This is a genomic window from Gracilibacillus orientalis, assembly GCF_900114645.1.
Taxonomy (GTDB): Bacteria; Bacillota; Bacilli; order Bacillales; family Amphibacillaceae; genus Gracilibacillus; species Gracilibacillus orientalis.
Window position 1 is genome coordinate 45117 of sequence record NZ_FOTR01000020.1, and the last position, 7539, is coordinate 52655.

5 protein-coding genes are annotated in these 7539 nt (G+C 36.8%); 3 read left to right on the plus strand and 2 right to left on the minus strand.

Annotation, left to right across the window (positions count from 1 at the left end; genetic code table 11):
- Positions 1–72: 72 nt before the first annotated feature.
- Complete coding sequence (gene helD, locus BM121_RS20940; protein ID WP_091486545.1) at positions 73–2382, plus strand: RNA polymerase recycling motor HelD; 2310 nt, start codon at positions 73–75, stop codon at positions 2380–2382.
- Between the two features lie 261 nt (positions 2383–2643).
- The gene (locus BM121_RS20945; protein WP_091486547.1) at positions 2644–3555 is read left to right on the plus strand and encodes a nuclease-related domain-containing protein; all 912 of its coding nucleotides are present in this window, start codon (positions 2644–2646) and stop codon (positions 3553–3555) included.
- 284 nt (positions 3556–3839) lie between these two features.
- On the opposite strand, the gene BM121_RS20950 is transcribed toward BM121_RS20945, so the two are convergent.
- Positions 3840–5348 carry an extracellular solute-binding protein gene (locus BM121_RS20950; RefSeq protein WP_091486550.1) on the minus strand — a complete coding sequence of 503 codons (1509 nt, stop codon included), beginning with the start codon at positions 5346–5348 and terminating at the stop codon, positions 3840–3842.
- A 261-nt stretch (positions 5349–5609) separates the two neighbouring features.
- Positions 5610–5753 (minus strand): sporulation histidine kinase inhibitor Sda, encoded by a 144-nt coding sequence (sda, locus tag BM121_RS20955; RefSeq protein ID WP_091486552.1) that lies wholly within the window; start codon positions 5751–5753, stop codon positions 5610–5612.
- A 329-nt stretch (positions 5754–6082) separates the two neighbouring features.
- Between sda and BM121_RS20960 the strand changes: the two genes are divergently transcribed.
- The coding region (locus BM121_RS20960; RefSeq protein ID WP_245780873.1) for an adhesive domain-containing protein at positions 6083–7539 on the plus strand (1457 nt) is incomplete at its 3' end.

Consider the following 7539-nt stretch of genomic DNA (forward strand, 5'->3'; position numbering starts at 1 on the left):
TGCAATCAGGACGTACATTTAAGATATAAGGTCAATAGTTAAATAAGTATTATGATAAATGGGGGATGTTTAGTGAGTGAAGAAAATAAAAATCGGGAAGCAGAACAACATCGTGTGAATCATGTGATTGAGGAGATCGATCAGCGACAGGAAAAGTTATATACAAAATTAGCAGGGCTAAAGGAAAGTGTTATCAATTTACGGCAAAACTTCTGGGAAGATGTGAGCGTAAACCTAGAAGAATCTGATGATGTCATCGAAACACACGCAAGTATTAAACAGCAAGCAGAATTATTATCCGAACGAGAGCTATTCCACGGAAAAATAGATGAAGAGTTAAAAACGTTGAAAAAATTAAAAAATAATCCCTATTTTGGACGTATTGATTTTCGGGAGGATGGCGAATCAACTAGTGAACCAATCTATATCGGGATTGCTTCTTTAATGGATCATAATGATGATGATTTCCTTGTATTTGATTGGCGCGCGCCGATTTCCAGTCTTTATTATGATTACTCCTCTGGCAAAGCTCAATACCAAACAATGGATGGCACCATTACAGGTGAGATGACGTTAAAACGACAATTTATGATCCGTAATGGCGCTATTAAAGGGATGTTTGATACGGGAGTCACTATAGGCGATGAATTGTTGCAGCAAGCGCTCGGAAATAATGCCAGTACAACGATGAAAAGTATCGTGTCTACCATTCAAAAAGAGCAAAATAAAATTATCAGGGATGAACAGCATCGCTTTCTAGTTGTCCAAGGTGTAGCAGGAAGCGGTAAAACTTCTGCAGCATTACAACGTATTGCTTATTTAATGTATCGATATCGTGAGACATTAAATAAAGATAATGTTGTCTTATTTTCACCAAACCCGTTATTTAGCAGCTATGTTGCCAATGTACTTCCTGAACTTGGGGAAGCGAATGTACGACAAACAACATTTTATGAATACCTTGTGGACAAAATTGGAAGTAAGCTAACCGTTGAGTCACCATTTCAACATATGGAAGATAAATTAACAGAGGTTCGTGACACGCATTATCATACGAAAAAAGCATGTATTGACTATAAATCAAGTTTAAACTTTAAACAGCATTTGGATGAATACATGTCCAGCTTGACTAAAGACGGATTGCAGTTTAAAAATATCTCATTCCGGAAAGAAGTGCTTGTTACCAAAGAACAAATTCGTGATTATTTTTATTCTTTGGATCCAACTGTTGCCATTCCAAATAAATTGGAACTTGTTGCAAAATGGCTTTTACGTGAAATAAAAAAACAGCAGCAGAACGAAAAAAACAAGGATTGGGTCATGGAGCAGATGGAGTTATTAGATAAAGAGGAATATTTACAAGCACATTACCATATGCAAGCTCAGGATCAAGATGAATTATATGCTGATGAGACGGAGGAAGACTTTCTGCGTGGAAAAGTAGTACAAGAAGCTTTTGCCAGCTTGAAACAAAAAGTGAAGCAATTTCAATTCGTTCATATTTTAGAAACGTATAAGAAGTTGTTTACCGATTGGCCGCTAAAGAATGCACCGGAATATTGGGATGATATAAGAGAGTGGACTAGTAAAGATCTTTCCCAGGGGTACTTGGCATGGGAAGAGGCTACAGCATTTTTATACTTTAAAGTCTGTATATTAGGGGATACTACTGATCGGTCGGTACGCCATTTGTTTATTGATGAAGCACAGGATTATTCTCCATTTCAATTTGCTTATATCAAGGAGCAGTTTCCTTATACGAGAATGACTCTGTTAGGGGATATCAACCAGGCGATCTATACCCATGAGATTAAGGGAAGTCCGCTTGTACCGAATAATGAAGATGGAAGTTACGAGCGAATTGTTTTGACTAAGAGTTATCGGTCAACCAAACAAATCGTGGACTTCACAACATATTTTGCCCCGGAGGGTGAAATGATCGAGCCATTTAACAGGGAAGGTCAGAAACCTGAATTGGTCATCCATCAAGGAAATATTGTTGAGCCATTACTTGCTAAGATAAAGGCATTGCAGGAAAATGGCCATGAAACAATCGCGCTTATTTGTAAGACGCAGCAGGAATGTGATGAGCTACTTGAACTGCTGAGTGATTCGCTATTGGTTACCCAAATAAATGAGAAAACGCGGTCCTATCAAAAAGGAATTTTGTTGCTACCGGTTTATTTGGCCAAAGGGATTGAATTTGATGCAGTTGTTATTCCGAATGTTTCCGAAGCAATGTATGCGGGTGAAGCAGAGCGAACACTTTTTTATACCGCCTGCACGAGAGCGATGCATGAATTAGTGATGTTAACAGATGGAAAACGCTGCCCATTTATATTAGAGGTACCGGAAGATAAATATAAGGTGATAACTGGATAAGGTTTAGGAATCCGTTCAACAATGTGTTGAACGGATTTCTTATGTCTCTGAAAGTTGGCAAAAAAATAAGTACCGTGCCAGTTTCTGTAATATTGAAGAATTGCATTTTTAATTTCTCAATTTAAATTTATAACAGCTGTAGCCCAGACTAGTTGTTTATATCATATCAATAAAGTAATATGGATATGGTAGAACCATTCGGGCTTCTGTATGGGTGAGGTTCGAATGGTTATAATATTTTGATAGAAAGGTTGGCGTAATATGAAGCAAAGGCAAAAGCCATATGAGTTGCAGATTTACGAAGCACTCCTATATCGTAAAGTATTTTCATCTGAAGAAATGAGAAAATACAGGATATTACAGAAAGGATATGAGGGAGAACTTCAGTTTGACCGCTGTGTCGAAAATCTTCCCGGCGAATATCTAAGACTCCGAGACCTCTGGTTACCCCATCGTTATAAATTTTTCCAAATTGATTATGGATTGATTATCAACAATACATTTTTCTTATATGAATTGAAAAATTACAAAGGTGAATTTTTCTATGAAAACGATAAGTTATATCTCACCTCAGGTAAAGAAATTGATGATCCTCTCACACAATTAGCAAGAGCAGATTCGCTATTACATCAGTTACTCCAAGAATTAGACATTCACATCCCTATCCAGTCAGCAGTTATTTTCGTTAACCCTGAATTCACACTGTTGCAAGCTCCGAGAAAGTCCAATATTATTCTGCCAAGTCAATTAAATCGATATCTTCAACAATTATACACTGATTCAAGAGTGGATCCTATTTGTTATAAAATAGCGAAAAAGTTAAAACAAGTAGCATTACCACAATCCCCTTTTCAACAACTACCAGACTTTTCGTTTACAGAATTAAAAAAAGGTCTCCGCTGTCAATCATGCAGACAATTAGAAACAAAAATTGATGGTAAGATGTGTGTTTGTGATCACTGTGGCGAGAAAGAACAATCGCAAAGTGCGATCTTACGTAATATGGAAGAATTACAATTTTTATTCCCTCAATTGAAACTTACAACAGCTGTAGCCCAGACATGGATGGGGATTGAATCTAAAAAAAGAATTCTTTATGTCTTAAACAAGTACTTTTATAAAAAAGGGAAGAAAAAAGGAAGCTATTATATAATAAACCCAGATAAACAATAAATCCATTGAAAATGAGGAAATACGCGTTTTTAAAAACAGATATAACTGACAAATCTAGTGAGCAAGGCTGAAGATTTGTCACAAAAAATGATATAACTGACAAATCTCATGAGAGAGGCAGAAGATTTGTCACAAAAAATGATATAACTGACAAATCTTATGGGAGAGGCTAAAGATTTGTCACAAAAAGTGATATAACTGACAAATCTCATGAGAGAGACTGAAGATTTGTCATAAAAATTGAGAGCAGCCCATAAGCTTAACTCATGGGCTGCTTTATCATTTTATTCTTCGTTTTGCTTTTGGTAGTCTTCGGTATATTCCTCGATAACTTGAGCGCCGCCCGCTTCTTTCCATTTTTCAATTGCTTCATCAAATCCTGCTTCGTCGATTTGACCTAAGAAGAATTGGTAGGCAGCATCCTCCATAATTTGATTGAGTGTCTCGGATTTATCAGCCCATGTTGGAGAGTCTAATGAGGCTGTCGGATCGTGAACCAAGTAATCACTGTTATCTTCATACAATTCGTCTGCTTTAGCACGTGGTTCGTACTCATAGTAACCAGTATAACGGCCATTAGTTTCAGGTTCTCCAATTTCTAAAGGTGTATAAGGTCGGATTTCTTGGTTGTACGTATCTTCATTTTCCTCGATTACTTTTGCAAAATCATCTACTACCTCATAATGTTCTCCTTCAACACCCCAATAAAGCAAGTTAGAACCTTCAGGAGTCATTAAATAATCGAAAAATCCAAGAATTCCTTTTAACTCTTCTTCTGTCTCAATAGATTGTTTCGGGAAAATAAGCATACTGCCATAGCCGGGAATTGCACGAGTTCGATATTCCCCGTCAGGGCCTTCAATGTAATTGTGCACATCTAATTCTACATCTGGATTAATGGCAACTGCATCGCGATGCATTGGTTCCACATCACCCATCGTACCAATATAAACACCCGCTGTACCATTCTTTAACATTTCTTGTTGGTCTGTTTTACTTGTAACGGGAGCATCTTTGTTGATATAACCGTTATCAAACAAACTTTTGAAATAGTCCATTGCTTCACGGTATTCAGGAAACATAAATTGTGGTAAAAGTTGGCCATCTTTTTCTCCCCAGACATTAGGGGCGCCATGCCACGTCGCAAAGTTTTCAAAGGTTCCTAATATTTCACGGTCGGTTATGCCGATCGTGTCATCCTGACCGTTACCATCAGGATCATCTTCAGTGAAAGCTCTCATCATTTCGTATAATTCATCAAGGTTTGTTGGTGCATCAAGGCCTAGTTCCTCTGCCCAGTCTTTGCGGTATATAATTCCTTGTCGAGAAAGAGGGCGACCTGCATAAAGGGTATAAAGCTTACCATCGATCATCGTGTTTTTTAGAATGTTCTCATTTAGTTGGTTTAAGTTAGGGAATTCTTCCAAGTAGGGTCCGATTTCCCAATATTGCCCATCACGCACTGCTTCTTTTTGTTGATCTAATGTCACGTCTTTTAGTAAAAATACATCAGGAAGACTGCTAGTTGCGATTTGTGAATTCAAACTTTCTGCATAATTGTTGTCAGGCACCCAGCGAATATCTAATTCTGTATTTGTAGCTTCTTCTAAAAGTTCTTCCAGACGACTGTCAGGTACCTCTGGAACGTGCAGGTTGAACATCATGGAAATTTCTTGTGGCTCATCGCCATCACCCTTATTATTTGAAGCGCTTTCATTTTCTGAACAAGCAAATAGAAACATTGCTAATGATACAAACATGAAAAAAACCAGTCGAGTTCTCTTTTTAATCATCTTTTGCAACCCCTTTTTTAAAAAAGTGATAAACCAAATAAACAAGCAACCTCAATGAATTAAACGCCCCTCCTTATTTATTACAACGTTGTTATTTTCAGGTAATAACCTGAGTGAAATTATTATATGCAAATTCACCTCGAAAGTAAATAGCAATCTGGAAATTAACTATCCTTCGACAAAAAAATTATCTGGCAACACCCAAAAGAAAACAACCGATCTGTAAATCAGCTATATTGATCGATTGTTTTTTTAGCAGTATTACGCTTCTAATCTATCTATTCTTATTTGTCGATTGTTCATTTCTGATTCTAATAGTTTAATAAATTCTTCGTTGACTTTATGTTTTTTAGCAGCACAATAAAGTTCAACTAACTTTTCGTTAGTAAGAAGTTGCATACTCATTTTTATTCCTCCCGAGTTAATAAAAAATGACTTTCATTACTTTTTATTAAAGGTCATTCAACATCTTCTCTATAAAAAATGTCGAAAGTTCAATATAAAAGTACTAATATGTATGAATTTGTTTAAAAATATACCCTCATTTCTTGTTGAAATAAACAAAAAAATATCAGAATTGTCAATTTATATTAATATATTAAAAAAAATGTTAAAAAAATGAAATTAAGAAATGGATTGTCCCTTTAGTATTTAGTTATGGGTTAAAGTCAAAAAATAACAAGGAGGATAGTAAAATATACCCATATTTCTAGATTACTTAAGGAGGTCAAGAAATGCGTTTAAAAGGTAAAAAGAATATCGATTTTTGTAAAAGAATGAATAATCGACATCGACAAAGAATGTCCAGCACTAAGAAAATGATTGCTGCTTCTGCAGCTGCGGTACTTATAGCTTCTACTACACCAGTAACGATTGATGGATACTTAGGTAAATATATTCCAAGCTCTCAATCCGAAGTGCAAGCTGCTAGTTTGGCTGAGGTGCAATTATTATCAGATGTGGATGTAACTGCAGCTTTAACAGAAAACGCCGACGATTATACTCTGGACTTAGGGTTAACTGGTACAGGTGTAAATGCAGAGCTTATTGGTCCTGAACGAACTGTTGTATTTCATGCGGAAGAATTAGCAGGAATACTAACTGCGGATGAACAAGCGGATGTTTCAGTTGAAATTTTACCCTTAACAATGGCTGATTTACCTCTATTAAATGATGCTATCGGCGGAGTAACTGGTACGCTAACTGATTTAACAACAGCAGTGGTTGAAGAAATTGATACTTTCGTAAGTGATGGACCATTAGATGGACTCGTTGAAGTTAACGGAGTAGCTGAATTAAACACAGCTATTGATAACTTAAACAACCTAGACAGTGCTCTAGCTGATTTATTAGACTATGAAGATCAAGTCACTGCAACGGTGAATGAAGATGGATCAATTGTTGTCAACTTTGGAGATGGTTTAGGTAACCACTTAGAAACAGCAGTACAAGATGTAGTAAACGCAACAATACAAGATGTATTAACTGCCATTGATAATTTAGATGTTGTACTATTAGATGGGGTAGATGATCCATTAGGAATAATCAGTGGGACATTAGATACGTTAGTTTCCACTATTTTGGATCCTTTCAAAGAAGAAGCGGTCTCAATAGTTAGTGGCTTAACAGATGGTTTAGCAGATGGATCTATCGATCTAGCTAATGATCTGGCAGGAGCTCAAATATTAGGTACTACAACAGTAGATGTAACAGCAACCATTTCAAAACCAACTGGAATCAGTGGTGATGTACCTGTTTATGGTGCAGGAATTAGTGATTCTGTTGTTGATGCGGAATTATTAAGTAGTTTAGAAGATGCAGGTACAGTCACATTTAATGAAGATGTAACTGCTCCTGTATTGGATTCCACAGAAATTGATGGAAACAGTACAGATGGGTACATTGTGTCCGGTGCAGGTGATGAGCCAGGTGATACTGTAACAGTGTATAATCTAGCAGATGAACCTGTTGGTGAAGGTGCCATTGCAGCAGATGGAACGTTTACTATAAATGTAGCTCCTGATTTAGTTGAAACTGGGGAAGATTTATCTGTTATTGCTACGGATGAAGCTGGAAATGAAAGTGAACCGGTAGCTGTAGTCGTACCAGAAGACCCAGCCGTTGATACAGATGAAGATGGCCTAACAGATGAGGAAGAAGCAGACTTAGGTACAGATCCAGAAAATGCTGA